The following is a 21,679-nucleotide window of genomic DNA, read 5'->3' on the forward strand; positions in this document are numbered from 1 at the left end:
CCAGGATGCAGGTCCGAGGGGGTGCGGGAGTGCGGAGGCCCGGCCTTGACCGCGTGTGCAGTCATGTGTAAGTCTCGGCTTACAGGCCCCGGGGTTGCGGGGTGTCGACGTACGTCGTGTCGGCGCCGTTCGAGCTGTACGTGGACGACCCCGCCACGATCGCCGGGGCCGTCGCCCAGGACAGGGAAGGGCCCGCCACCATGAAAAAGGGGACCGCGGCATGACCGGCGCCGTCATCACCATCACCATCACGCTGCTCGTCGTGGGCGGCATCACGGGCAGCGTGGTCGCCTACTTCCGGCTGCTCAGGCACCGGGCGGACGCGGTCGCCATGGCCGAATTCCGCCGACTGGCCGAGGAGTTGCCCGCCGTACAGCAGGCCCTGCACAGCCAACTGGGCGCCCTCGACGAGCGGTTGCGCTCCATCGAGAACCTGCTGCGGAGCGTCGGATGAGCGCGCTGAGGGCCGCCCGGCGGCTGCCCGTCCACCGTCATCCGGTGCGGATGCTGTTCTCGGCCACGCCCTGGCGCGCCACGGGTTATCTGGCCGGCTATCTGGTGGCGGGCCCCGCTCTGTTCGCCGTCGCCGGCGCCGCCCTGCTGCTGGGCCTGGTGTTCATGCAGCTCACCGTCACGCTGGCGCTGACCGTCGGCGCGGCCTGGGTCGTCCGCTGCTGCGCCCAGGTCGAGCGGGGCCGCGCCGTGCTCATCGACGCGCCGGTCCCGTACGCCTACCGGCAGCCGGCGAAGCCGGGCCTCGCGGGGCAGCTCAGGGCGCGCTGCGCCGACCCGGTCACGCTGCGGGACATCGCCTGCGTGGTCCTCCTGTTCCCGTTCCTGCTGCTGCTCGACCTCCTCGCGCTCACGGTGTGGCTGGGGCTCCTCGCCGGCGTCTCGCTGCCGCTGTGGTTCTGGAGCGTCAACTCCCGTCAGAGTGACGGGAGTTCCGTCAGGGGAGTGTGGATCGGCGGGCCCGACGACGGCGCCCCGGGCGGGTGGATCGACAGCTGGCCGGCCGCGCTGGTCACCTCGGCGCTCTGCCTCGCGCTCGTCCTGTACGCCTCCTACCTCGTGGTCGCGGCGGCCCGGCTGCACCTGACCGTCGCCCACACCCTGCTCCGCCCGCCGCCCGACCCGCTGGCGCGGGCCAAGCAGATCCTCACCGAGCCCGGCCCCCTGGCGCTCGTAGCGACGCGCCCGCGGTCCGGGCCCACCCTCAGCGAAGGACACCGACCATGATGGGGACGCCAACCCCGCCGCACCACCAGGACGTCGTACGGCTCGAATCCGTGCACAAGCTCTACGGAAACTCCAAGAACCGGGTGGCCGCCCTCGACGGGGTGACCCTCGGCCTGCCGCGCGGCACCTTCACCGCGGTCATGGGCCCCTCCGGGTCCGGCAAGTCCACGTTCCTGCACTGCGCGGCGGGACTCGACCGGCCCACATCGGGAACGGTCCTGCTCGACGGAGTGGACCTCGGGCCGCTCAAGGAGCGCCAGTTGACCAAGCTGCGCCGTGAGCGGATCGGGTTCATCTTCCAGGCGTTCAACCTGCTGCCCGCCCTGAGCGTGGTCGACAACGTCGCCCTGCCGCTCCGGCTCGCGGGCCACCGGCCCAAGAAGGCCGCCGTGGCGCAGGCGCTGGAACGCGTCGGCCTGGCCGATCGGCGCCACAACCGCCCCGCCGAGCTCTCCGGCGGCCAGCAGCAACGCGTCGCCATCGCCCGGGCACTCATCACCGAGCCCGCGGTGATCTTCGGCGACGAACCGACCGGCGCGCTCGACACCTACGCCGCCCGCGAAGTCCTGATGCTGCTGCGCGAGGCCGTGCGGGAGGCCGGCCAGACCATGGTGATGGTCACCCACGACCCGGTCGCCGCATCGCACGCCGACCGCGTGCTGTTCCTCGCCGACGGCCGGTTCGTCAGCCATCTCGACCGGCCCACCGCCGACCAGGTCGCCGAACGCATGACGGGGCTCGGCGCGTGGGGCCAGGACTCCGTCGCGGCCCGGGCCGGACACGGGGCGCCCCGGTGATCCGCATCGCGCTGCGCACCCTGCGCTTCCACAAGGGCGGCTTCATCGCCTCGTTCATCGCGCTGTTCTTCGGCGCCGCGATCGTGATCGGCTGCGGCGGTCTTTTCGAGACCGGTCTGCACAGCGCCGCACCCCCCGGGCGGCTCGGCGCCGCCCCGATCGTCGTCACCGGCGACCAGAGCCATCCCGGCACCCACGGCGAGAGCGTCTTCACCGAACGCGTGCGCTTGGACGCCTCGTTGACCGCCACGATCAAGGCGGTGCCCGGCGTGGCCGACGCCGTGCCGGACGTCTCCTTCGACGCCGCCGTGGCGCCCGAGTCGGGCAGTGGCGCTCCCGTGCGGGTCACGGGCCACGGCTGGTCCTCCGCGCGCCTCGCCCCGTACCGGCTCACCACGGGCGGCGCGCCGACCGGCCCCGGCCAGGTCGTGCTCGACGCGCGGCTCGCCGCGAAGGCCGGCATCGGCGCCGGGCAGCGGATCCGGCTGCTCGTGCACGGCGGCGCCAAGACGCTCACGGTGTCCGGCCTCGCCACCGCGAGCGGCGACGGCGACACCCTGTTCCTCTCCGACCAGTCGGCCGCACAGGTTGACGGCCGGCCCGGCACGCTCGACACCATCGGCGTGCTCACCACGCCGGGGGCCGACCGGGGCCGGATCGTGGCGGACATCGAGAAGGCCACCGCGGGCAGCCCCGTCTCCGTACTGACCGGCGACCGGCGCGGGTGGGCCGAGAACCCCTCCATCGTCACCGACGGGACCAAACTGGTCACCCTGGCCTCGGTGTTCGGCGGCCTGTCCGCGATGGTCACCGTCTTCGTGGTGTCCAGCACCACGGGTCTCTCGATCCAGCAGCGACAGCGCGAGATGGCGCTGCTGCGAGCCATCGGCACCACACCCGGCCAGCTGCGCCGGCTGATCCTCGGCGAGACCCTGTTCATCGCCGTCATCGCCACCGGCCTCGCCTGCTACCCCGGGCCGCGGGTCGGCAGGTGGCTGCTCGCCGCGTTCGCCCGCGGTGGCGTGGTGCCCGACGCCCTGGCGTACCGCGCCGGTTGGATCCCGATGGTGACGGGCGTGGGCGCGGCCCTGCTCACGGCGCTCGGCGCGGCCTTCATCTCGGCCCGCGGCGCGGCGCGCACCCGGCCGACCGAAGCACTCGCCGAAGCCTCCTTGCACCGCAGATGGGTCAGCGTGCCGCGGCTGGTGTTCGCCGTGCTCTTCCTCGGCGGCGGCACCACGCTCGCCCTGGTCACCGCCCATATGTCGGGCCCCATGGCGGGCAGCACGGCGACCCCGGCGGCGATGCTGTGGACCGCCGGATTCGGACTGCTCGGACCCGGCCTCGCCAAAGTGATCACGGCCGCGATCCACTGGCCGCTGCGTGCGGTGACGGGACTCGCCGGCCGGCTCGCCACCCTCAACGCCCGGGCACGGATCGGCCGGACGGCCGCAGCGGTGATGCCGGTCATGCTCGCCACCGGCCTCGCCACCGCGCTGATCTACCTCCAGACCACCCAGTCCAGCGGATCCCAACGGGCGTTCAGCGAGAACATGCGGGCCGACCTGGCGGTCACCTCGGTGGCGGGCGGCCTCCCCGCGGACATGGTGGACACCATCAGGAAACAGCCCGGAGTCGCGGCGGCCTCCGCCCAGATCTCCAGCCTCGGCTACCTGGAGCCCAAGACCCCGCCCTCCCGGTCCGAGATCGACGAGGGCGACTTCGAGCCCACCGAGATGCCGATGCAGGGCGTCACCGCCGAAGGCGTGGGCGGCACCACCGCGTTCCGCGCCAGGACCGGCAGCCTCGACGGGCTGCACGGCGACAGCGTCGCCCTTCCGGCGTCCGAAGCCGGCGGGTTCACGATCGGCGACATGGTCCCGATGCGGCTCGGCGACGGCACCGAGGTCTCGCTGAGACTGGTCGCCACCCTCGACGCGCGCCGCGGTTACGAGACCGCGCTGCTCCCGGCCTCGCTCCTGGTCCAGCACACCGACGCGGGCCTCGTCCCGCAGATCACGGTGACCGCCGCGCCCGGCACCGACCCCGGCGCCCTGGCGCACAGCCTGTCGGCGCTGGCCGGGCAGCACCCCGGCCTCACCGTGCTGCCCCGCGCCATGGTCGGCGCCGTGCACGAGAGCGAGGACGACACCCAGGCCTGGATGGCGTACCTGGTGCTCGGCGTGGTCATCGCCTACGCGGCGATCGCCCTGGTCAACACCCAGGTCCTCGCGACCGCCGAGCGGCGCGGGGAGTTCATGCTGCAACGGCTCGTCGGAGCCACCCGCCGCCAGGTGCTGCGGATGATGACGGTGGAGGCGATCCTGGTCGCGGTGGCCGGGCTCGTACTCGGGGGACTGGTCGCGACGCTGACCCTGGTGCCGCTCAGCCTGAGCGTGCTGGGCTCGCCGGTCCCCGAGGGCTCGCCGTGGATCCTGGCCGCGGTGGTGGCCGCCGCCTTCGCCCTGACACTGCTCACCACGCTGCTCTCGGCCGCGCTCGTCCTGCGCGGCCGGCCCGGCGCGGGGGCGGCCCTGCGCGAGTGAACCCGCCCGGCGCACCCCCCGGCCGCGGCTGACCGCGGCCGGGGGCAGGTGGTCAGTCGACGCTGCGCAGCAGGCTCTCGACCGACTTGACGCGGTCATGCAGCTCGCTGAACTGCCCTTGCAGAGCGGCCTGGTTGGCGACGGCCTCCTCGGCGAGTCTGCGGTACTCGGCCATGGCGACGGCGTCGGCGCGGTGGCGCTGCAACCCGAAGTACGCGACCACGCTCGCCGTGATGCCGCCGATGACGATCAAAACGATGGCGATGGCGATGACAGCGCCGGTCATGTGGGCTCCCCCTGGGGTTCGTTCAGTCCTCGTTACCCGTGGCTCAGGGGATCGTATCCACGTTCGGTGGCCCCGGGGCGGCGCGCGCTCCCTGCACCGGCACGCCGCGAGGACCCCGTCCGCCGTCCTCACGCCTCGGCCGGACGGCGTCGCCGCGGCGCGCGAAAGCGGCGCACCCGGTGTCGCGGGTGCGCCGCTTCCGTCTGGGGGGAGCGCCGTGTCAGACCTCGTAGTCCTGGTCGAGGCCGCTCTGCGCGTCCTGCTCGGAGCGCCGCGGGTCGCCCTGGCCCTTCTCGCGGACCTGACGCGCCCGCTCCTGCGTCTCGTCCTCCTTCGAGCCCATCGCGTCCTTGGCGTTCCGCGCAAGCTCCTGCGCCTTGTCGTCGAACTGGTCCTTGATGCCCATCTGCGGTCACTCCTACAAGGTCTGAGGGGCTGGGGGACCGGGGCTTTTCCCACGGCTCCACCGGGCCTCGATCAGCGTGCCACGACGGGACTTCCATCGCATTTCAAGCGATTACGGACAGTCGTCGGCACCCCGAATGCCCTCGCAACTGCCGCCGCGCTGGCGCCCGGGGGCGCCGCCCGGGCGGCCGGTAGGGTCGAGGCCCGTGACTGAATTCCAGCTTCCCGGGACCCCCCTTCGTATCGCCGCCGCGCAGGCGCAGGCCGCCCCGGGGGAGGTCGAGGTCAACGCGGCCACCGTGGCGCGGCTGGTGCGGGCCGCGGGCGACGCCGGGGCACGGGTCGTGGTGTTCCCCGAGAAGTTCCTCAGCGGGTACGAGCCCGACCTCATCCGCGCCGACCCCGAGCGCTGCGCCGCGCACCCGGGCGACGACCGGCTGGCCCCGATCGCCGACGCGTGCCGGGCGGCCGGGGTCATCGCCGTCGTCGGAGCCGCCGTCCTGGACGGCGGAGAGCTGTACGTGTCCGCTTTCGTGATGGACGGGACCGGAATCGTCGGGCGCTACGACAAGCAGACCCTGTTCAAGCAGGAACGGGCGCTCTACCGGCAGGGCCCGGCCGGGGCCACCCTCGAAGTGGACGGCTGGCGGCTGGGGTTGGGGATCTGTTACGACTCCGGCTTCCCCGAGCACGCCCGCGCCGCCGCGCTCGACGGCTGCCACGCCTACGTCGTGGGCGCGCTGTTCAGCGAGGGCAACGGCCATCACGAGTCCCGGATCTGGTTCCCGGCCCGGGCTTTCGACAACACGGTGTACGCGGTGCTCGCCAACCACATCGGCGTGACCGGCGGTTGGCGCACGTGCGGGAGCAGCGCGGTGTGGGGACCGGACGGCCGTGTCGTCGCCGAGGGGAGCCCCACCGAGGAGGAACTGGTCGTCGCCGACCTGCTTCCCGGCCGGCTGCGCGCGGCGCGGGAGGCCGAGCCGATGCTGCGTGACCTGCACGAGACGGGCGCCGCGCCGCGAGCCGTCCTGCGCACGGCACCGGCCGGGCGGCACGACCCGGTGGGCGGGGGCCGGCCCGCCGCGTAGGCGGTCATGAGGCACGCCCGGCCGGGGACCGACCCTGGGCGGGCCAGCCCGCTGCACCCCGTCGCCGCCCGCGTACGATGCGCATTCGCGCAACCGTTCGCACCACCCGATGAGGAGCACCGTTCCCGTGGAGATACCGCCGCCGCCCGCACCCGGGCAGCCCCAGGAGCCGCAGCCGGGGCAGGGGTTCGGATGGCCGGCACCGAACCAGGCGCCGGGGGCCCAGCCGGGCCCGTATCCGGCGGCACTTGGGGGCCCGCCGGGCCCGTACCCGGGGCAGCCGATGAACGGCGGGCCCTGGTACCCGTATCCGGCGGCGCCGCAGCAGCCGCCCATGAGCGGTCTCGCCATCGCCTCGTTCGTCACCGGCATCGTGTGCTGCATACCCCCGCTCGGTCTGCTCCTGGGCGTACTGGCCCTCGGGAAGATCAAGAAGAAGGGGCAGCGCGGCAAGGGCCTGGCCATCGCCGGCGTCGCACTCTCCACGATCTCCACGATCCTGCTGGTCCTTTCGATCGTGACGGGCAGCCTCGCCGACAACTGGCAGAGCTTCAAGGAGGGCTGGAACGACTCCACCTCCTCGCGGAGCACCCTCAACCTGCACAAGGGCGACTGCTTCGACGTGCCGGGCGGCAAGCTGGAGCGTGAGGTCGCCTCGGTGCGGATCGTGCCGTGCGCGGACCGGCACGACGCCGAGGTCTCCGGTTCGTTCCGGCTGAACGCCAACGGCCTCTACCCGGGCGAGAGCGCGATCTCCACCCAGGCGGACTCGCGCTGCCTCGACCTGGAGCAGGCGTACGCCATGGACCGGTGGAAGGTGCCGGCCAACGCGGACCCCTACTACTACACGCCGAGCAGGCAGAGCTGGGCCATGGGCGACCACACGGTGACCTGCGCGTTCGCCTCGCAGGGCGCCAAGCTCCAGGGTTCCGTGCGCAATGACGACACCACCCTGGACGCCGATCAGCTCGCGTTCCTGAAGGCGGCCGACGCCGTCGAGAACGTCATGGCCAAGGCGCCCGACGAGGACGCGGTCGAGGACGACCTGCTCGGGTTCAAGGTGTGGGCGGGCAAGGTGGCCGGCGTACTGGAGACGCAGACGGGCGAGTTGAGCGCACACACCTGGCCGTCCACGTCCGCCACCGCCGTGCAGCCGTACATCGACGGGCTGAGGGTCGCGCAGAAGGAGTGGGCGAAGGCGGCGGACGCCACCGACGCGGACACCTTCTACCGGCACTCCGCGGCGGCCGGCACGGCGCAGAAGCAGTCGGCGGAGATCGCCGCGCGCGGTGCGCTCGCCCTCGCGACCACTCCGCCGTCGACCGACCGTGACTCCGGTGGCGGCTCCGGTGGCGGCTCCGGCGGCGGTCGGGGCGACGGAAGCGGGACCGGTTCCGGAACCGGTGGTTCCAAGAGCGTCTGAGAAGGTCGCGAGGGGGGCAGAACGTATCCGCTGTACCGCGGGTACGCCCTGGGCAGAGGCAAGTCATCACTTCGAGTGAATGTTTGGCCTCTGCTTGCGGGAGTCAACCCACGGTTGCCACGCTGTTGCAGTCTGTCAACCTGATGGGAGTGGCCAGTGACATTCGGTGAGCAGCCGGCCTATCTGCGCGTAGCCAGCGATCTGCGGGAGAAGATCGTGAGTGGTTCGCTGCCGCCGCACACCCGGCTTCCTTCGCAGGCCAGGATCCGCGAGGAGTACGGGGTTTCGGACACCGTGGCCCTGGAGGCCCGCAAGGTGTTGATGGCGGAGGGCCTGGTGGAGGGGCGCTCCGGCTCGGGCACGTATGTGCGCGAGCGCCCGGTGCCCCGCCGTGTCGCCCGCTCGGGGTACCGGACCGCGAAGGGCGCGAGCCCGTTCCGCCAGGAGCAGGCGGAGGAGGCGGCGCGCGGGACGTGGGAGTCCAGCAGCGAGCAGGAGGAGGCCACCCCGGAGATCGCCAAGCGGCTCGGCATCCGCCCCGGCGACCGCGTGATGCGGACGCGGTACGGATTCCGGGACGCGGGGGAGCAGATGATGCTGTCCACGTCGTGGGAGCCGCTGTCCGTCACCGGCCGCACCCCGGTGATGCTGCCCGAGGAGGGGCCGCTCGGCGGCTGCGGGGTGGTCGAGCGGATGGCCGCGATCGACATCGTGGTGGACAACGTGGTGGAGGAGGTCGGCGCGCGGCCGGGGCTCGCGGAGGAGCTTCTGGCGCTCGGCGGTGTCCCCGGGCACGTGGTCATCGTCATCGAGCGGACCTACTACGCGTCGGGGCTCGCGGTCGAGACCGCGGACGTCGTCGTTCCCGCCGACCGCTACCGGATCGCCTACCACCTGCCGGTGAAGTAACCCCGGCCCCTCCTGCCCCTGCCACTACGACCGCCACTGTTACTGCCACTGCCACTGCCACTGCCGTACGCACGCCGAGGCGTGCCGCGGAACACGGGGGCGCACCCATGGGTGCGCCCCCGTTCGCATGGGCCGCGTTGACCGAATTCGTATCTCTTTGTGCAAACACGGATCCGCTGAGTAAAGGTCAGGCGTAGGCTCGGGCATATGCGGATTGCGGTTCCCTGGGGATGCCTACTGACCTGCACGCCGACGCCGGGAGAGATGCGATGAACGACAGTGGTGCTGTGCTCGCCTGGCTGGTGATACGTCAGGACGACAACGGCAACCAGTACCGCGTCGGCAAGTACGCCACGCGGGCGGAGGCGCAGCGCATGGCCGACCGCCTCGACGACCGCGGGCACAAGCAGCTCTACTGGGTCGAGCGGATCGGCGCCCCCGCTCAGCAGTGACGTTCCGGCGGGGCGTGCGGCGGGGACGTGCGATGGGAGCGTGTGGCGGGGACCTGCGTTGGTGGCGTCCAACGGTGACGCGCGACAGAGATACCCGGCGGCGGCCTCCGGCGGTCTCCGATGGTCGGCCCGGGACAGGATGCGGAGAGGCGCGGGCGTGCGCGTTACGCTCCGGCGCATGAATGACACCGTCGTGGTGGCCGGAGCCGTGTACGACCGGGGCCGGCTGCTCGCAGCGCGCCGCAGCGCCCCGCCCGAGCTGGCCGGCCGCTGGGAACTGCCCGGCGGCAAGGTGGAACCCGGCGAGAGCCCGCAGCAGGCGCTCGTACGCGAACTGCGCGAGGAACTGGGCATCGAGACCGAGCCGCTGGAGCGGATCGCGGGGGAATGGCCGCTCAGGCCCGGGCTCGTCCTGCATGCGTGGACCGCGCGGCTGCTCGACGGCGAACCCCGCCCGCTCCAGGACCACGACGAACTGCGCTGGCTCGCCCCCGACGAGGCCGATGCCGTCGACTGGCTCCCTCAGGACCTGCCCGCGGTCGCCGAAGCGATGCGCATCCTGGGGAACCTGCGTCATTAGTGCCGCCATCCGCCCCACTTGGGGATACGACGTCCCAAATACCGGGTATGTGCCTATTAATCGTTTCTAAACCCCCCGAACCATCGGATGCGGGTGATCGGCGTGATCGACACCTCGGGCGAGTGCGCCGAGTGGACCTTCCCTGCTGAGCCGGGGGCCGTACGGACCGCCAGGCATGCCGTCCGGGACGCGCTGCGCGGCTGGGACCTCGACCACGGGGCCGTGGACGTGGCGGTCCTCCTGGTCAGTGAGCTGGTGACCAACTCCCTTCGCTACGCGTCGGGACCCATCGGCGTCCGGCTCGACCGGCTCGACAGTGCCACCCTGCTGGTGGAAGTCTCCGATCCGCTTCCGGATGCGCCCGTCGAACGCACCGCCGGAATCGACGACGAAGGGGGCCGGGGAATGCAGCTGGTGGCCTGTTCCGCGCGGCGCTGGGGGACACGCCGCGGCAGAACGGGCAAGACCGTGTGGTTCGAGCTGGCTCTGCATGGTTAGAAGGAGTGAGGGACGGACGATCACGACGGCGACGGAAACGCGCCGACAACGGCCGGAAAAGAACGAGACCGGGATGTGATCGTGAACGCCGTGCCGACTGGGGCCGTAGTGCTGAATACTGCGGTCAAGGCCGGTCCGGTGCGGTGAGCTGGAGGGGACGGTCGCGTGAGCGAGATACCTGAGACGGCTGGCGATGTCGTGTGGCAGAGCAGCCCGCCTGGCTCGATCTATGACTACATCCGCGTCGCCTCGTTCTCGATCGGGCCGGACGGACTGATCGAGCAGTGGAGCCTGCGGGCCGAGGAGCAGTTCGGCCTTGCCGCGGCCGCCGTGATCGGGCGCGATCCTGTCGAGGCGTTCATGCCCCCCGAGCTGCGCCCGCGCGGCCACCGCCGGGTCGCCGAGATCCTGGACGGCAAGGAGTGGACGGGCGTCGTCCCGTTCCGCGTGCCGTCACCCGAGGGCGGCGAACGCGCCCAGGGTCTGGCCGAGCTGTACGTCATGCCGAGCCGGACGGCCACCGACGAGCGGGCCGCGCTCTGTATCGTCGTGGACGTACGCGCCCTGCGCGGGATCGAGACCGACCTGGCCGCATCGCAGGCCATTTTTGGTCAATCTCCCTATGGCTTCCTGCTGTTCGGTACGGACCTCACCGTGCTGCGCGCCAACCGGCGTTTCGCCACCGTCTTCGGCGGCGCCCCCGACGAGCACCGCGGCCACACGGTGCACGACTACCTCTCCCGCCCCGAGGCCGACCGGATGTCCGCCGCCCTGCGCCGGGTCCTGGAGAGCGGGGAGTCCGTCATAGACCTCCAGATCGTGGGTTCGGCGCCCGGCGGCAAGGACCGCAGGCACTGGTCGATCAACCTCTACCGGGTGCACAGCGGCACCGGCCGCCCCATCGGGGTGGCCGGCCTCGGCATCGACGTGACCCGCCGTCACAACGCGGCACGCGAAGCCGCCGACGCCCGCCGCAACCTCGCCCTCCTGAACGAGGCGGGCGCCCGGATGGGCAACACCCTCGACCTGGAGACCACCGCCAGGGAACTCCTCGACATCGCCGTCCCCGGCTTCTGCGACCTGGCGTCCGTCGACCTCTACCAGTCCCTGCTCGCCGGCGACGACCCCGGCCCCGGCAGCTCCGACGGACGGGGCGAACTGCGCCGGGTCGCCTTCGCGAGCGCCGTGTCGGACGGACCCCCGACAGGTGGCGAGGTGGAGGTGGAGGTCGGCGACGTGCACCGCTACCGGTTCCACTCCCCGTACGCGAGCGCCCTGCGTACCGCGCGGGTGCACACCGTGCCCGCGCCCGGCGGCCTCGTGCACACGACCCTCGCCGTCCCCATGGTCGCCCACGACACCGTCGTCGGCCTGGTGCAGTTCGCCCGCGCCAAGGGCAGCGAACCCTTCGGCGAGCGCGACCGCGCGCTCGCCACCGAGCTCGCCTCGCGCGCCGCCGTCTGCATCGACAACGCCCGCCTCTACCGCAGGGAGCACGAGCGCGCCCTGATCCTCCAGCGCTCCCTGCTGCCGCCCGGCGACCCCGAGGCCACCGGGCTCGACATCGCCTGCCGCTACCTCCCCGGCAGCGCCGAGTCCGAGGTCGGCGGCGACTGGTTCGACGTCATCGAGCTGCCCGGACACCGCACCGCGCTCGTCATCGGCGACGTCATGGGCCGCGGCCTGCGCGCCGCCGTCGCCATGGGCGAACTGCGCACCGCCGTGCGGACCCTGGCACTGCTCGACCTGGAGCCGGCCGAAGTGCTCTCGCACCTCGACGAGATCGCCCGCGGTCTCGGCGCCCCGGGCGGCAGCCAGCAGGCACCCCGGGTCTCGCACAAGTCCCGCGACGCCGACCTCTCCGAGGTCTACCTCGCGACCTGTGTGTACGCGGTCTACGACCCGGTCACCCGGCGCTGTACGTTCGCCAACGCCGGGCACCTGCCGCCCGTCCTGGTCGAGCCGGGCGACGACCCGGGGGAGCCCGCCATGCTCCTCGACGTGCCGCCAGGGCTGCCGCTCGGCGTCGGCGGCGAGCCCTTCGAGGAGGTCGAGGTCGATCTGCCCGAGGGCGCCCTGCTCGCGCTCTACACCGACGGGCTCGTCGAGTCCCGCGACCACCCGCTGGAAGAAGGACTCACCGCCTTCCGCAAGACGCTCACCGACCCCGACCGGCCCCTTGAGGACGTCTGCGACCAGGTGCTCGGCTCACTCGACACCCGCCACGGCGAGGACGACATCGCGCTGCTCCTCGCCCGCGTCCAGGGCCTGCCCGCGGACGCGGTCGGCGACTGGCGGCTGCCGCGCGAGCCCCGCTCGGTGGGCCGCGCCCGCGAACTCGCCCGCACCCAGCTGCTCGCCTGGGACCTCGACGACCTCGTCGACACCACCGAACTCCTGGTCAGCGAGCTCGTCACCAACGCCCTGCGTTACGGCGACGGGGAGATCAGGCTCCGGCTCCTTCGCGACCGTACGCTCGTGTGCGAGGTGTGGGACGCCGGTCTTGTGCAGCCGAGGCGGCGCAGGGCCCGCGACACCGACGAGGGCGGCCGCGGACTCCAACTGGTCGGGCTGCTCAGCGCCGCCTGGGGGGCCAGGCGCACCCCGCGCGGCAAGACGGTCTGGTTCGAACTCGCCCTGCCGGACGGGGACTCGGGCCCCCCGGAGCTGACCGAGGAGCAGATCCTGAGCATGTTCTGACGCTGCGTCACGCCCGGCGGCCCGGCATGACACCGGGGTGGGCGTGGCGGTCGCCCTCAGGACGGCGGGCCTCGCCCCGCCCCGGCCCCTGTGCGGGGCGGGGCGTGATGGGTGGCCGGCCGGGAGTGCGTCACGTTCTGTCGGTACGCCACGGGGGTGGGCTGGGCTCAGGTGGTCGCCTTCAGGGCGGCCAGCCTCGCCTCGACCTCCGCCGTGTCGGCCGGGCGCTCAAGCCGCTCGAACTCGGCGTCCAGACAGGAGGCGGCGAGCTCCCCCTCGCCCGCCAGCCGCGCCTCCTCGCGCCGCACCTTGTCCTCGAAACGCCCCAACTCGGTCGTGGTGTCAAGGACGTTGACGCTGTCGGCCGCATCCCGCGTCCGTTCGCGCGCCGGCACCCCGTCGTGCTGCGACTTCAGCCGGCCGAGCCGGGTCCGCATCCCGTCGAGCGCCGCGCCGAGCCGGGCGACGAGGTCCCGCTGGGCCGCGATCGCGGGCTCCGCCGCCGTCGCCTCCCGCTCCGCCCTGAGCTGTTTGCCGAGCGCGACCTTGGCGAGCCGGTCGAAGGTGTCCGCCGCCGCGTCCGACCCCGTTGCCCGCAGCGCGTCCGCCTTCCGGCTGACCGCGCGGGCCCGCGCGCCCCACTCCGCGTCCGCCTTCACGTCCTCGGCATGGTCCTGTTCGAGCAGCCGCAGCGTGCCGAGCGTGGTGGACACGGCCCGCTCGGCGTCGGCGATGGCGGCGGTGTAGTCGCGTACGAGCCGCCCGAGCACGGCGCCGCGGTCCTCGGCGCGCTCGACCAGGGCGCCGACGTCGGTGTTCGCCAGCCGGACGACGCGGCCGAGCACGGACTGCTTGTCGCTCATCGCTCTCTCCTCGCGCGTAGCTGTCTCGGGAATCCCCACCCGCCGTGCGGCTCAGAGCCCGCCACCGTCGGCCCGCCCGGGGCGGGACGCGGGGCCGTCGTTCAGGTCCTTGACGTCGGGCGGGCTGTCCGGGGTGGCGTCGGGGGGTTCGGGGTGGGGTGCGGCGTCCGGGGCCTTGGGGTTCGGTGCGGCGCCCGGGTTGCCGCCCTGGGCGTCGGCGTGGGGTGTGCTGGTGCTCGGGGCGTCGGTCTCGGCCCTGCCGCGGGGCTGGGCAACCGGATTGCCGTCCGCGGCCTCGCTGTTGGCCGTGGCACCCGGGGCGCCGTTCCCGGCTCTGCCGGCCGAGCCCTGTTGCGCATACGCCGCCACGTCCTGCTCGGCGAGGTCCAGGGCCTCTCGCGCCAGGGCGTCGGCCGCCCGGGCCGCCGACAGGGCGCCCGGCGCGTCCGTCGCACGGGGCGGCGCCTGCTCCAGGCGGGTCCGGGCCGCCGCGAGCCGGGTACGGGACCCGCTGCCGGCCACACCGCGATGGGTGGCGATGTGGTCGTCCGCTGCGGCGATCGAGGCGCGCGCGGTCAGGTCCGCCGCGTCGAGGAGCGCGGGCGCGCGCAGCACGGCGTCCTCGCCCTCGTGCGCCCCAGCCGCCGGTGCGGCGTCGGCGTCGGCGTCGGCGTTCAGGATCCGGCGCAACCCCGCGACGGGATCGTAGGGGCCCGCGGTCGACTCCTCGCGAACGCCCGCGAGTACGGACTCCGCCCGACTGATCCGCTCAGGCAGACCGGCCGGGGGCTCGCTCAAGCCCTCCAACTGCCGCCGGGCGTCCGCGAGATCGGCCTCGCACGCGGTCAGTGACGCGGACAGCTGCTGTGCCGCGTCGGCGAGCTCGCGTCCGCGCCGCTCGACCGATGCGACCAGGACGTCTGCCTGGCCGACGGCGTCCTCGGCGTCACGGACGCGGGCCGCGGCTGCCTCGTCGTCCCCCGCGTCGAGAGCCTGGCGAGCGCCGTTGAGGCTCGTCGTCGCGAACACCAGGCGGTCCTTCGCGTCCTCGATGTGCCCGGCGAACGGAGCCGACGCGGACGAGGCGTACTCCCGCCGCAGCGCGCCGAGCGAGGCTTCCGCGGCGCCGGTACGGGTGGTGAGCTCACGGAAGGCCGCCTCGGTGGGGGCCAGGGCCCGCGCGGGGCTCAGCTCGTGTGCGCGCAGGCGGTCGAAAGCCTCTGCTTCCGCGTCCAGATGCCGGCCCGCTCCGTCGCAGCGGGCGGCCATCTCGGCGAGTACGTGGCGCCGGGCCGCCTCGTTTGGGGGCCGGCCTTCGTCGAGTTCCTGCCGCAGCCGGAACGCGGTGGCCAGCTCGCTCCGCGCACGGGCGAGTGCGTCGGCGAGGGGGCGTACCGCCTCCGGGCCACACCGCTCCTGCGCGCGGGCCAGCTCCTGCTCGCGCGTACGGACCGCTTCGTCGGCGCCGACCAGCGCGGCGCGCACCTCGCCGTCGAGCACGTCGAACTCCACGGGGGCGGGCGGTACGGAGCGATTGTGCACGGCCGAGCCGCCGGGCGTGGTCCGTGACGCGGTACGCCATTTCCGCTTGCCGTACGCGTAGGCCGCGGCGGCGCCGGCCACGACGACGAGGCCGATGGGCAGCACGAGGTCACTGCTTGAACTCCCGCCGCCGTGGGTGCCGTTGGCGAGCGCGGGGCGGGCGGAGTCCTGTGCGGGGCTCGTGCGGGGGGTTGTTCTGCGGGGGGTTGTTCCCAGCTGCCCGGCGTGGGCGGCGGGGCCGGGGTGCCCGAGGTGGGCGGCGGGGCCGGGGTGCCCGGGGTGCCCAAGGTGGGCGGCGTGCCCGGGATGCCCGGCGTGGGCGGCGTGGGCGGCGGGGCCGGTGAGCAGCGTCCAGCACAGTGCCGCGGACACCGCGAGGCCTTGGGCGGCGGCACGGTGCCGGGCTCTCTTGGCGGGCGGCGTCACACGACCGAGCGTATGGCTGGAACGGATCCCTCGCGACCGGAAAGTGCCGCCTCCCGCGTCCGGGGGGCTGCGCACCCTGTGTCCTCAATCGCCGGACGGGCTGGGTTGCCGGCGCCCGCCTCGTGGGTCGGCTGCCCACCTTGCGTCCTCAATCGCCGGACGGGCTGGGTTGCCGACGCTTGCCCCGTGGGTTGGCTGGGCACCCTGTGTCCTCAATCGCCGGACGGGCTCAGGTCTCAGGTGGACCCGGTACGGCTTTCGGCTTGCGCACCGTGCGTGGCCGGGCGCGCAGTTCCCCGCGCCCCTGGCGGCATGCGGTCCCAGGGGGTGCCGCGCTCGGAGAGGTGGTCGAGTCACACCCCGTCAGGGGGCGCGGGGAACTGCGCGCTCAGCCGTGCACGGTGTGCAGGCAGGGACGGCAGGCACCAAGGTTCCGCGGCGTACCGGGCCCGGGTGCAGGAGGCGCGCCTCCACCCCGTCAGGGGGCGCGGGGAACTGCGCGCTCAGCCGTGCACGGTGTGCAGGCAGGGTCGGCAGACACCAAGGCCCCGCGGCGTACCGGGCGCGTGTGCAGTGGGTGCGCCTCCACCCCGCCAGGGGGCGCGGGGAACTGCGCGCTCAGCCGTGCACGGTGTGCAGGCAGGGACGGCAGACACCAAGGCCCCACGGCGCACCGGGCCCGGGTGCAGTGGGCGCGCCTCCACCCCGCCAGGGGCCGGCGCGGGGAACTGCGCGCTCAGCCATCCACGGCGTGCAGGCAGGGACGGCAGGCACCCGGGGCCCCGCGGCGCGCCGGGGCCGGGCGCAGTCGGGGTGCGTGGGGGGCGGCCCGCCCGGCGGACGGGCGCGTGCGGCTAGGGTAAGCCGCCGGGGCAGGGGGCGCAGGGGGAGGCAGCATGGCGGGGATACGTACCTGGTGGCGGGGCCGCGGCGGACGCCGGACGCGCCGCACCCTGCTCACCACCGCCCTCACCCTCACCGTGGCCGTCGCCGCGGCCGGCGTCGGCCTGCGCGCCCAGTACGCAGGCGTTCCCGGCGCCGACACCAGGACCCGCGACCGGGACGCGTACTGGCTCGGGCATGCCTGGGTCGACGGACGCAAAAGCGACCAGGATCTCGACGCCTTCGCCGCCAAGGTGCGCGGCAGCGGCATCAAGGACCTCTTCGTGCACACCGGACCGCTCAACCACGACGGCACCCTTCCCGCCGCCCGCTACCCGAGGGCCTCCTGGCTGGTCGAAGGCGTGCACCGCAGGCTGCCCGGCGTGCGCGTACAGGCCTGGCTCGGCGACGAGTTGGCGAGTGAGGGACCCGTCGGGCTGCGGCTCGACGACGCCGCGACCCGCGCCGCGGTCGTCACCACCGCCCGCCAGGTGCTGGACGGCGCCCACGTCGACGGTGTCCACTTCGACCTGGAGCCCCTGCCCTCCGGCGACCGGAACTACCTCGCCCTGCTCGACTCGCTGCGCGCCCTCACCCGGCCCCGCGGCGCCCTGCTGTCCGTGGCCGCGCACCAGATAGACCCGCTGCCCGCCCTGCACACCGCGGCCAGTGACCTCACCGGCCACGGCAAGTGGTGGTCGCAGGCCTACTTCGGCCAAGTCGCCCGCCGGGTCGACCAGATCGCCGTGATGTCGTACGACACGTCGATGCCCCTCCAGAGCCTGTACGGCGGATACGTCGCCCGGCAGACCGCCCTCGCCCTGCAAGTCACCCCGAAACAAACCGACTTGCTCATCGGGCTGCCGTTCTACGACGACGAGAGCATGACCCACCACGGCTCCGCCGAGACCGTGGAGGCGGCCGTGCGCGGAGCCCGGCTCGGGCTCGCCCGCACCGACCGCCACCGTCAGCACTTCGGCGTCGCCCTGTACGTCGACTTCGCGGAGCGCAAGGAGGACTGGGCGGCCTACCGCAAGGGCTGGAGCTGACCGGCCCCCGCACCCCCGTCAGGATGTGCGTCGCCCGATCCGGCTGCCCAGCCACACCAGCGGGTCGTACTTGCGGTCCACCGCCCGCTCCTTCAGCGGGATCAGCGCGTTGTCGGTGATCTTGATGTGCTCGGGGCACACCTCCGTACAGCACTTGGTGATGTTGCAGTAGCCGAGCCCGTGGTCGTCCTGCGCGGTCCGCTTGCGGTCGAGGCCCGCGGCGGAGGCGGCGTCCAGCGGATGCATGTCCAGCTCGGCGACGCGCATCAGGAAGCGCGGGCCGGCGAAAGCCTCCTTGTTCTCCTCGTGGTCGCGCACCACATGGCAGGTGTCCTGGCACAGGAAGCACTCGATGCACTTGCGGAACTCCTGCGAGCGCTCCACGTCGATCTGCTGCATCCGGTACTCGCCGGGCGCCACCCCCTCGGGAGGCACGAACGCCGGGACCTCCCGGGCCTTCGCGTAGTTGAAGGACACGTCCGTCACCAGGTCGCGCACAACGGGGAAGGCCCGCAAGGGAGTTACCGTGATGACGTCCGACACGTCGAACACCGACATGCGGGTCATGCACATCAGGCGGGGCCGCCCGTTGATCTCCGCGCTGCACGAACCGCACTTGCCCGCCTTGCAGTTCCAGCGCACCGCGAGGTCGGGCGCCTGGGTGGCCTGGAGGCGGTGGATGATGTCGAGGACCACCTCGCCGTCGTTCACCTCGACCGTGAAATCGGTCAGCGCACCGCCACCGGTGTCGCCGCGCCAGACCCGGAAGCTCGCATCGTACGTAGTCACTCGTACAGCTCCTCTTCGGCGAGGTACTTGACCAGCTCCTCCTTCTCGAAGAGGGAGAGCAGATCGGCACGGACGGGGTCGGTCTCCTCGCGGGCGAGCCTGATCTGGCCGCGCTCCGACTCGGGCGGCGCCAGGCCGTCGGTGGGGTCGGCGAGGTGACACAGCAGGTTCACGCGGCGCCACGAGCGGTCCATCGACGGCCAGTCCTCACGGGTGTGGCCGCCGCGGCTCTCGGTGCGCTCCAGGGCGGCCCGCGCCACGCACTCGCTCACCAGGAGCATGTTGCGCAGGTCGAGCGCCAGGTGCCAGCCCGGGTTGAACTGGCGGTGCCCCTCCACCCCGGCCCGCCGGGCCCGGGCCCGCAGCTCGGCCAGCTTGCGCAGCGCCTGGCGCATCTCGCCCTCCCGGCGAATGATGCCCACCAGGTCGTTCATCGCCTGCTGGAGCTCCTGGTGCAGGGTGTACGGGTTCTCGACCGGCGAGCCGTCCTCGGGGGCCTCCGCGCTGAAGGGGCGCAGGGCCTCGGCGGCCGCCGTGTCGATCTGGCTCTCCTCCACGGCGGGGCGCACGGCGAGCGTGGCCGCGTACTCGGCGGCGTGCAGCCCCGCCCGCCGCCCGAAGACCAGCAGGTCCGAGAGCGAGTTGCCGCCGAGCCGGTTGGAGCCGTGCATGCCGCCCGCGACCTCACCGGCGGCGAACAGGCCCGGCACCCCGCGGGCCGCCGCCGAGTCGGAGTCGACCGCGATGCCGCCCATCACGTAGTGGCAGGTGGGCCCGACCTCCATCGCCTCGGCCGTGATGTCCACGTCCGCCAGCTCCTTGAACTGGTGGTACATCGACGGCAGCCGGCGCCGGATCACCTCGGCGGGCATCCGGGTGGACACGTCCAGGAAGACGCCGCCGTGCGGGGTGCCCCGGCCCGCCTTCACCTCGGCGTTGATGGCGCGGGCGACCTCGTCGCGTGGCAGCAGTTCGGGCGGGCGCCGGTTGTGGTCCGGGTCCTCGTACCAGCGGTCGCCCTCCTGCTCGGACTCCGCGTACTTCTCCTTGAAGACGTCCGGCACGTAGTCGAACATGAAGCGCTTGCCGTCGGAGTTGCGCAGCACCCCGCCGTCGCCGCGCACCGACTCGGTGACCAGGATGCCCTTGACCGAGGGCGGCCAGACCATGCCGGTGGGGTGGAACTGCACGAACTCCATGTTGAGGAGCGGCGCCCCGGCGAGCAGCGCGAGGGCGTGCCCGTCGCCGGTGTACTCCCACGAGTTGGAGGTCACCTTGAAGGATTTGCCGATCCCGCCGGTGGCCAGGACCACCGCGGGCGCCTCAAGGACGAAGAACCGGCCGCTCTCGCGCTCGTAGCAGAAGGTGCCCGAGACCCGGTTCCCGTCCTTCAGGACCCGTGTCACCGTGCACTCCTGGAAGACCTTCAGGCGCGCCTCGTAGTCCCCGAACTCCTTCTTGTCCTGCTGCTGGAGGCTCACGATCTTCTGCTGGAGGGTGCGGATGAGTTCCAGACCCGTACGGTCGCCGACGTGCGCCAGGCGCGGATACTCGTGGCCGCCGAAGTTGCGCTGCGAGATCCGGCCGTCGGGGGTGCGGTCGAACAGAGCGCCCCAGGTCTCCAACTCCCAGACGCGCTCGGGTGCTTCGCGGGCGTGGAGCTCCGCCATCCGCCACTGGTTGAGGAACTTCCCGCCGCGCATGGTGTCGCGGAAGTGGACCTGCCAGTTGTCACCGGAGTTGACGTTGCCCATGGAGGCGGCGATGCCGCCCTCGGCCATCACGGTGTGCGCCTTGCCGAAGAGGGACTTGCAGATCACCGCCGTACGCCTGCCCCGCTCGCGCGCCTCGATCGCGGCCCGCAGTCCGGCGCCACCCGCGCCCACCACGACGACGTCCCACTGCTGCCGTTCCAGCTGAGTCATCTACGCTGCCTTCACTTAGAAGAACCTCGGATCGTCGAACGCCCCGGTGGCGAGCAGGTACACGTAGAAGTCCGCGAGCGCGACGCTGATCAACGAGGCCCAGGCGAGCAGCATGTGACGGGCATTCAGCTTGCCGACCCAGCCCCAGAGCCGGTAGCGCACCGGGTGGGTGGAGAAGTGCCGCAGCCGGCCGCCGATGATGTGCCGGCAGGAGTGGCAGGACAGGGTGTACGTCCAGATCAGCGCGATGTTGATCAGGAACAGGAGGCTGCCGAGCCCCATGTGGCCCCACCGGTAGTGCTCGTCACGGAACGAGAGCACCGTGTCGTAGGTGAGGATGCAGGCGACCACGACCGCGAAGTAGAAGAAGTACCGGTGGACGTTTTGCAGGATCAGCGGGAAACGGGTCTCGCCGGAGTACTTCTTGTGCGGCTCGGCCACCGCGCAGGCGGGCGGTGAGGCCCAGAAGCCCCGGTAGTACGCCTTGCGGTAGTAGTAGCAGGTCAGCCGGAAGCCGAGCGGGAAGATCAGGATGAGCAGGGCGGGGGACAGGCCCCACCAGTCGCCGAAGACGTCGGCGTTCGGGCCGTGCCGCATGGGCGCGCAGTTGTCCGCGAGGCACGGGGAGTAGAACGGCGAGACGTAGGGCGCGTGGTAGTAGTCCGCGTTCGCGAACGCCCGCCAGGTCGAGTAGACGACGAAGGCGAGCAGCCCCGCGGCGGTCACGGCCGGCGCCAGCCACCAGCGGTCGGTGCGCAGGTGGCGGGGGGCGATGGCGGCGCGTGAGGCGTCATGGACGCCGGTGCTGTCCCCGCTCGGGGCAGAGGGTTGGGTACCTGTGGCCAAAGTGACTCCTGTGGAGGTCAGGGCCCGTGGAGGTCAGGGGGTGCGCCGGCCGCGGGACCGGGTGCTTCCGAGCCCTTCGTCGTCCGAGTCGGTCCAGAGCGAGGTGTCGTAGGGGGCGTCGGGGATGGTGACCACGTCGGGCCGCGCGGGGGCGCCGCCGGGCGGTGCCGCCTCGCGGAGCAGGGCCAGGCTTTCGCGCAGATGGTCGGCGTCGGTCCGTACCCGCCGGATGTCCAGGCCGTGCCCGACCTGTTTCTCCAGCCGTCCGACGGTGCGCACCAGATCGTCGAGGCAGCGCTGGGCGGCCGTCAACTCGTCGTGCAGGGACATGACTTGCCTGCCTTTCGCCGGAGCGGGTGGCAATGTTCATGCGCCTGAGAGTGTCGCGCCTCACCCGCGCGGTTGTGAAGGTGCGTGCACGGGGTTGTGGG

The 21,679-nt window shown here is 72.8% G+C and carries 21 protein-coding genes; 13 read left to right on the forward strand and 8 right to left on the reverse strand.

What is annotated here, in order from left to right:
* Window positions 1-101: 101 nt before the first annotated feature.
* From ACGFW5_RS03940 to ACGFW5_RS03960, 5 genes are read left to right on the forward strand one after another with little or no spacing between them, the layout of a single operon-like run.
* On the forward strand, window positions 102-224 hold the full coding sequence (locus tag ACGFW5_RS03940) for a hypothetical protein (protein ID WP_393832568.1): 123 nt from the start codon (window positions 102-104) through the stop codon (window positions 222-224).
* Complete coding sequence (locus tag ACGFW5_RS03945; RefSeq protein WP_393832569.1) at window positions 221-454, forward strand: hypothetical protein; 234 nt, start codon at window positions 221-223, stop codon at window positions 452-454. The genes ACGFW5_RS03940 and ACGFW5_RS03945 overlap by 4 nt, the downstream gene beginning before the upstream one ends.
* Entirely contained in the window at window positions 451-1,239 is a 789-nt protein-coding gene (locus tag ACGFW5_RS03950; RefSeq protein ID WP_393832570.1) for a sensor domain-containing protein, read from the forward strand. Before ACGFW5_RS03945 ends, ACGFW5_RS03950 begins: the two co-directional genes overlap by 4 nt.
* Entirely contained in the window at window positions 1,239-2,036 is a 798-nt protein-coding gene (locus ACGFW5_RS03955) for an ABC transporter ATP-binding protein (protein WP_393832729.1), read from the forward strand. The genes ACGFW5_RS03950 and ACGFW5_RS03955 overlap by 1 nt, the downstream gene beginning before the upstream one ends.
* A complete protein-coding gene (locus ACGFW5_RS03960) occupies window positions 2,033-4,582 on the forward strand; it encodes an ABC transporter permease (RefSeq protein WP_393832571.1) in 2,550 nt (849 codons plus the stop codon). The genes ACGFW5_RS03955 and ACGFW5_RS03960 overlap by 4 nt, the downstream gene beginning before the upstream one ends.
* Before the next feature lie 52 nt (window positions 4,583-4,634).
* On the opposite strand, the gene ACGFW5_RS03965 is transcribed toward ACGFW5_RS03960, so the two are convergent.
* Entirely contained in the window at window positions 4,635-4,868 is a 234-nt protein-coding gene (locus tag ACGFW5_RS03965; RefSeq protein ID WP_393832572.1) for a hypothetical protein, read from the reverse strand.
* 220 nt (window positions 4,869-5,088) lie between these two features.
* On the reverse strand, window positions 5,089-5,274 hold the full coding sequence (locus ACGFW5_RS03970; RefSeq protein WP_393832573.1) for a hypothetical protein: 186 nt from the start codon (window positions 5,272-5,274) through the stop codon (window positions 5,089-5,091).
* A 205-nt stretch (window positions 5,275-5,479) separates the two neighbouring features.
* On the opposite strand from ACGFW5_RS03970, the gene ACGFW5_RS03975 reads away from it, so the two are divergent.
* The 7 genes from ACGFW5_RS03975 to ACGFW5_RS04005 all read left to right on the forward strand — a co-directional run bounded on the left by ACGFW5_RS03975 (window position 5,480) and on the right by ACGFW5_RS04005 (window position 12,926).
* Window positions 5,480-6,364: a carbon-nitrogen hydrolase family protein gene (locus tag ACGFW5_RS03975; protein WP_393832574.1), complete on the forward strand. Its 885-nt coding sequence runs from the start codon at window positions 5,480-5,482 to the stop codon at window positions 6,362-6,364.
* A 334-nt stretch (window positions 6,365-6,698) separates the two neighbouring features.
* On the forward strand, window positions 6,699-7,787 hold the full coding sequence (locus ACGFW5_RS03980) for a DUF4190 domain-containing protein (RefSeq protein ID WP_393832575.1): 1,089 nt from the start codon (window positions 6,699-6,701) through the stop codon (window positions 7,785-7,787).
* Window positions 7,788-7,943: 156 nt separating this feature from the next.
* A complete protein-coding gene (locus ACGFW5_RS03985; RefSeq protein WP_393832576.1) occupies window positions 7,944-8,696 on the forward strand; it encodes a GntR family transcriptional regulator in 753 nt (250 codons plus the stop codon).
* A 269-nt stretch (window positions 8,697-8,965) separates the two neighbouring features.
* Complete coding sequence (locus ACGFW5_RS03990) at window positions 8,966-9,148, forward strand: SPOR domain-containing protein (RefSeq protein WP_393832577.1); 183 nt, start codon at window positions 8,966-8,968, stop codon at window positions 9,146-9,148.
* Window positions 9,149-9,326: 178 nt separating this feature from the next.
* Complete coding sequence (locus ACGFW5_RS03995) at window positions 9,327-9,728, forward strand: (deoxy)nucleoside triphosphate pyrophosphohydrolase (RefSeq protein WP_393832578.1); 402 nt, start codon at window positions 9,327-9,329, stop codon at window positions 9,726-9,728.
* A gap of 93 nt (window positions 9,729-9,821) precedes the next feature.
* Window positions 9,822-10,226 carry an ATP-binding protein gene (locus ACGFW5_RS04000; protein WP_393832579.1) on the forward strand — a complete coding sequence of 135 codons (405 nt, stop codon included), beginning with the start codon at window positions 9,822-9,824 and terminating at the stop codon, window positions 10,224-10,226.
* Between the two features lie 165 nt (window positions 10,227-10,391).
* Window positions 10,392-12,926 carry a SpoIIE family protein phosphatase gene (locus ACGFW5_RS04005; RefSeq protein ID WP_393832580.1) on the forward strand — a complete coding sequence of 845 codons (2,535 nt, stop codon included), beginning with the start codon at window positions 10,392-10,394 and terminating at the stop codon, window positions 12,924-12,926.
* Between the two features lie 167 nt (window positions 12,927-13,093).
* Here the strand turns inward: ACGFW5_RS04005 and ACGFW5_RS04010 are convergent, their stop codons facing one another.
* Together ACGFW5_RS04010 and ACGFW5_RS04015 are read right to left on the reverse strand one after the other, a co-directional pair.
* The gene (locus ACGFW5_RS04010) at window positions 13,094-13,789 is read right to left on the reverse strand and encodes a PspA/IM30 family protein (protein ID WP_393832581.1); all 696 of its coding nucleotides are present in this window, start codon (window positions 13,787-13,789) and stop codon (window positions 13,094-13,096) included.
* 51 nt (window positions 13,790-13,840) lie between these two features.
* On the reverse strand, window positions 13,841-15,757 hold the full coding sequence (locus ACGFW5_RS04015) for a TPM domain-containing protein (RefSeq protein WP_393832582.1): 1,917 nt from the start codon (window positions 15,755-15,757) through the stop codon (window positions 13,841-13,843).
* A gap of 896 nt (window positions 15,758-16,653) precedes the next feature.
* Here ACGFW5_RS04015 and ACGFW5_RS04020 point away from each other — a divergent pair.
* Window positions 16,654-17,688 carry a hypothetical protein gene (locus ACGFW5_RS04020; protein WP_393832583.1) on the forward strand — a complete coding sequence of 345 codons (1,035 nt, stop codon included), beginning with the start codon at window positions 16,654-16,656 and terminating at the stop codon, window positions 17,686-17,688.
* 18 nt (window positions 17,689-17,706) lie between these two features.
* Here ACGFW5_RS04020 and ACGFW5_RS04025 read toward each other — a convergent pair whose 3' ends face one another.
* From ACGFW5_RS04025 to ACGFW5_RS04040, 4 genes are read right to left on the reverse strand one after another with little or no spacing between them, the layout of a single operon-like run.
* Window positions 17,707-18,477, reverse strand: coding sequence for a succinate dehydrogenase/fumarate reductase iron-sulfur subunit (locus ACGFW5_RS04025; RefSeq protein WP_393832584.1), 771 nt, complete (start codon window positions 18,475-18,477; stop codon window positions 17,707-17,709).
* A complete protein-coding gene (locus ACGFW5_RS04030; RefSeq protein ID WP_393832585.1) occupies window positions 18,474-20,402 on the reverse strand; it encodes a fumarate reductase/succinate dehydrogenase flavoprotein subunit in 1,929 nt (642 codons plus the stop codon). The genes ACGFW5_RS04025 and ACGFW5_RS04030 overlap by 4 nt, the downstream gene beginning before the upstream one ends.
* A 15-nt stretch (window positions 20,403-20,417) precedes the next feature.
* Window positions 20,418-21,248, reverse strand: a complete 831-nt coding sequence (locus ACGFW5_RS04035; RefSeq protein WP_393832586.1) for a hypothetical protein — start codon at window positions 21,246-21,248, stop codon at window positions 20,418-20,420.
* A 33-nt stretch (window positions 21,249-21,281) separates the two neighbouring features.
* On the reverse strand, window positions 21,282-21,578 hold the full coding sequence (locus ACGFW5_RS04040; protein WP_393832587.1) for a hypothetical protein: 297 nt from the start codon (window positions 21,576-21,578) through the stop codon (window positions 21,282-21,284).
* Between the last annotated feature and the right edge of the window lie 101 nt (window positions 21,579-21,679).

This window comes from Streptomyces sp. NPDC048416 (genome assembly GCF_043200435.1).
Taxonomy (GTDB): Bacteria; Actinomycetota; Actinomycetes; order Streptomycetales; family Streptomycetaceae; genus Streptomyces.

Bases quoted from the DNA above. Each gene is read 5' to 3' on its own strand.
- ACGFW5_RS03970 (WP_393832573.1), bottom strand. From the start codon at position 5,274: ATGGGCATCAAGGACCAGTTCGACGACAAGGCGCAGGAGCTTGCGCGG.
- ACGFW5_RS04030 (WP_393832585.1), bottom strand. From the start codon at position 20,402: ATGACTCAGCTGGAACGGCAGCAGTGGGACGTCGTCGTGGTGGGCGCG.
- ACGFW5_RS03995 (WP_393832578.1), top strand. From the start codon at position 9,327: ATGAATGACACCGTCGTGGTGGCCGGAGCCGTGTACGACCGGGGCCGG.
- ACGFW5_RS04010 (WP_393832581.1), bottom strand. From the start codon at position 13,789: ATGAGCGACAAGCAGTCCGTGCTCGGCCGCGTCGTCCGGCTGGCGAAC.
- ACGFW5_RS03945 (WP_393832569.1), top strand. From the start codon at position 221: ATGACCGGCGCCGTCATCACCATCACCATCACGCTGCTCGTCGTGGGC.
- ACGFW5_RS03955 (WP_393832729.1), top strand. From the start codon at position 1,239: ATGGGGACGCCAACCCCGCCGCACCACCAGGACGTCGTACGGCTCGAA.
- ACGFW5_RS04040 (WP_393832587.1), bottom strand. From the start codon at position 21,578: ATGTCCCTGCACGACGAGTTGACGGCCGCCCAGCGCTGCCTCGACGAT.
- ACGFW5_RS03950 (WP_393832570.1), top strand. From the start codon at position 451: ATGAGCGCGCTGAGGGCCGCCCGGCGGCTGCCCGTCCACCGTCATCCG.
- ACGFW5_RS03990 (WP_393832577.1), top strand. From the start codon at position 8,966: ATGAACGACAGTGGTGCTGTGCTCGCCTGGCTGGTGATACGTCAGGAC.
- ACGFW5_RS04020 (WP_393832583.1), top strand. From the start codon at position 16,654: ATGGCGGGGATACGTACCTGGTGGCGGGGCCGCGGCGGACGCCGGACG.
- ACGFW5_RS03980 (WP_393832575.1), top strand. From the start codon at position 6,699: ATGAGCGGTCTCGCCATCGCCTCGTTCGTCACCGGCATCGTGTGCTGC.
- ACGFW5_RS03965 (WP_393832572.1), bottom strand. From the start codon at position 4,868: ATGACCGGCGCTGTCATCGCCATCGCCATCGTTTTGATCGTCATCGGC.